The organism is Streptococcus lishijunsis (genome assembly GCF_047290665.1).
Lineage (GTDB): Bacteria > Bacillota > Bacilli > Lactobacillales > Streptococcaceae > Streptococcus.
This window is the reverse complement of sequence record NZ_JBLBUC010000041.1, coordinates 1-2,867: the sequence shown is the minus strand read 5'-3', so window position 1 is coordinate 2,867 and position 2,867 is coordinate 1. Positions and strand designations below refer to the sequence as shown.

Genomic DNA, 2,867 nt, shown 5'->3' with positions numbered 1-2,867 from the left:
CTTTTTACGAAAATCTAATGAATATGCCATAAATACATTATACCATAAATGTACTGCTTTTATTTCATTTAACTATATTAAATCAATGGCTTGGAAGTTTTGTACTTTTTGAAAAATCAAAACTTCCTAAAAGTGATATAATGTGTTTATGGAAAGTAAAAATTTTGATTATAAAAAGTTGAATTCTATTTTGGAAGAATAGAATATTTCAGTTGACCAACTAGCTAAAATGACTGGTAAAACAAAAAGAGCCGTCCAACCTTGGTTAAACGGCACAACGACACCTCATAAAAGCACTCTTGACAAGATTATTCAAGTCTTGCATATTTCAGAAGAGCGAATCACAAAAGATATGATTCCTATAACGGATATTGCAAGTGAGAAACTTAGACAAACAGAAGAAATGTTATATAATGTCATTCTACCATTTTTCTCTTACTATGAAGCGAACACTTCTGCGTATGATGTTAATCAGATGACTAATCATATTAACAGGTTAGGAGGCTTTTAGGGGAAAAGCTTAACCTTAATGAATTGTGATAAGACTAGACCGAGTTTGATAAAAGAAATGAATCCAACGATAGAAGCGATGGAGGTATTTATAGATAATCCGGATTTTTCCTTAGAAAGAATGAAGAATTTATCACGTGGTCTGTTAGTTGAATTGGCAAAAAAGTTGTCAGGGTTGATTATGCAAACTATGATGGACATGAATTATACAGAGGCTTTTTGTTGCATGTTCTGGACGATGCTGAAAAAATCTTTACGTCATCTGATGATATGATGGAATTACATGATTCGATGATTAATAATAGTTTTATTGAACTGTCTTCTATTACTCATATCAAGCTATTATTAAAAGTACATCATCATTGTGCAATAGTATATAATTTATTCAAGCTGGATGAAGAGCTCATTAGGGACATTATTTTTTCAGAAAAAAGAATTATCCGTATTTTATTTAATTTTACGATACGAATTTCTCAGATAGCATGGTTGAATATATGGAGCAATATACCAACCCCAAAAATCCTGAAATTGAAGCGCCATTGACTCCTTATTTTGAGGATAGAGTAAAATCACTTCCAGATGATATCATCAAGCGCGAATATGCCAGACGACTATTAGATGACATTAATCGGTCAGTCCAAGACGATGAAGTTAAACAATGGATATAAGACAACTATCCCAAGTTTAAAATACATTACCACTCATAATCAAAAACTGACTTTTGAGGAGAGAAAGTCATTGTGTAATCAAATTATTAAAGGGTTTGAGTACTTAGCTGAAAAAGATATATTACATAGAGATATTTCTCCAAATAATATTTTAATAAAACAACATGAGGATGCCAAAATTATTAAGATTGCTGATTTGGGTAATGTAAAGCTAAGTGATAGTATATTAACATCTCTTGATACAGAAATTCGAGGAGCATTTAATGATTATTTGGGACTTCAACGAGTAGGATATAGTAATTATAATTTTTATTTTGAAGGTTTTGCTTTATCTAAGTTACTGTATTTTGTTTTGACAGGAAGATATAAAGATTTTACTAAATTTGAATATAGTAATTTAGAGAAATTTATCAATCAAGGCATAAATCCAGATTTTAGTAAGAGATTTGGCAATATTAATGAACTACGGAGAGCATTTTCTCAAATTAAATCTAAATAAAACCACCTCATATATGAGATGGCTGACTAGTCTATTTTATGGTGTTAATTGGTGTCAATTTTATCCAAATTTATGGATTTTAGCCCGTTTTCATGGAAGTTTCATTTTTGGAAACGTTGATATAAAGGGATTTAGAAGTATTGAGTAGTTATAGTTTTCAATAGAGAAATTGTCTATCCTTTATTACGAAGTGATTATAGTGATTTTTTACAAAAGGAATTGAGTAAATTTACCCAAACCTATCCAAGCTTGATTCAAAAATATCCGAGAGCTATTTTAAGTGATCGGTATGGGATTACAAAAGCTACCCGTGGTGCTAGTTAATTTCAAACTACACTAAAAAGCCCAAATGGACTATACTGTAAGTGACGAAACATACAGGAGGTTAGTCCAAATGAGCCACTTACAGTATACCGCTAAATCTCATCATTTGCAATGGAATGTACGCCAGTTAACACAAATTTTTCATCACTTCTACCAAAACTATTGCCCAGATTCCTTCAAACATCGGCGTAATGTTGGCTTAGCCAAAGTTTCAGATGAATCAATCCTTGTCTTGCTCTTGTTACAAGCTGAACTGGGCATGACATCACAACGCCATTTCTATACCATCTGCCACCTCTTCCCTTGTGGTCAGTTACTAGAAAGAAGTCGTTTCAATCGTCGGTCAAAACAATTGATTTGGCTCATCCAACTAATTCGAAAAGCTATGAGTGACATGCTTCCATCTGATAGAGTCGCCATTATAGATAGTTTTCCTTTGCCAACCCGTTCGCAATCACAGAGCTACCATTTTTAAAGGGTTAGCCGATATTGGCTACAACGCCTCTAAACATCTTTGATTCTACGGCTTCAAAGTTCATATGTTAGTGACCTTATCTGGTTATATTTTGAACTATGTTGTCACGCCTGCCTCTGTTCATGACATCAAGGTGGTTTATGAACTATTAGAAGGGTGTAAGCAATCGGTTATCCTAGGTGATTTAGGCTACCTGAGCAGTGAACTCAGGTAGGACTTAGAACAACAAGGTTATCATCTATGGACGCCATTTCATCAAAACATGACAGGAGCCGAAGAACATAACAATTGGAAAGTAATGGCTATGAGACGAACTATTGAAACACGTTTTTATGATATAATGAAAGCAAATATGAGGAGGTCTTTATTTATGATTGGAGATAATATCAAA

3 protein-coding genes and 1 pseudogene are annotated in these 2,867 nt (G+C 33.1%); all 4 read left to right on the top strand.

The window, feature by feature from the left end; translation table 11 throughout:
* The first annotated feature begins 229 nt into the window (after positions 1-229).
* Positions 230-511, top strand: coding sequence for a hypothetical protein (locus ACLN19_RS09010; protein ID WP_413385505.1), 282 nt, complete (start codon positions 230-232; stop codon positions 509-511).
* A 481-nt stretch (positions 512-992) separates the two neighbouring features.
* Positions 993-1,178: a hypothetical protein gene (locus tag ACLN19_RS09005; protein WP_413385502.1), complete on the top strand. Its 186-nt coding sequence runs from the start codon at positions 993-995 to the stop codon at positions 1,176-1,178.
* On the top strand, positions 1,129-1,677 hold the full coding sequence (locus tag ACLN19_RS09000) for a protein kinase domain-containing protein (protein ID WP_413385500.1): 549 nt from the start codon (positions 1,129-1,131) through the stop codon (positions 1,675-1,677). The genes ACLN19_RS09005 and ACLN19_RS09000 overlap by 50 nt, the downstream gene beginning before the upstream one ends.
* Before the next feature lie 394 nt (positions 1,678-2,071).
* Positions 2,072-2,867: pseudogene (locus ACLN19_RS08995) on the top strand (IS982 family transposase); the annotation flags it as partial.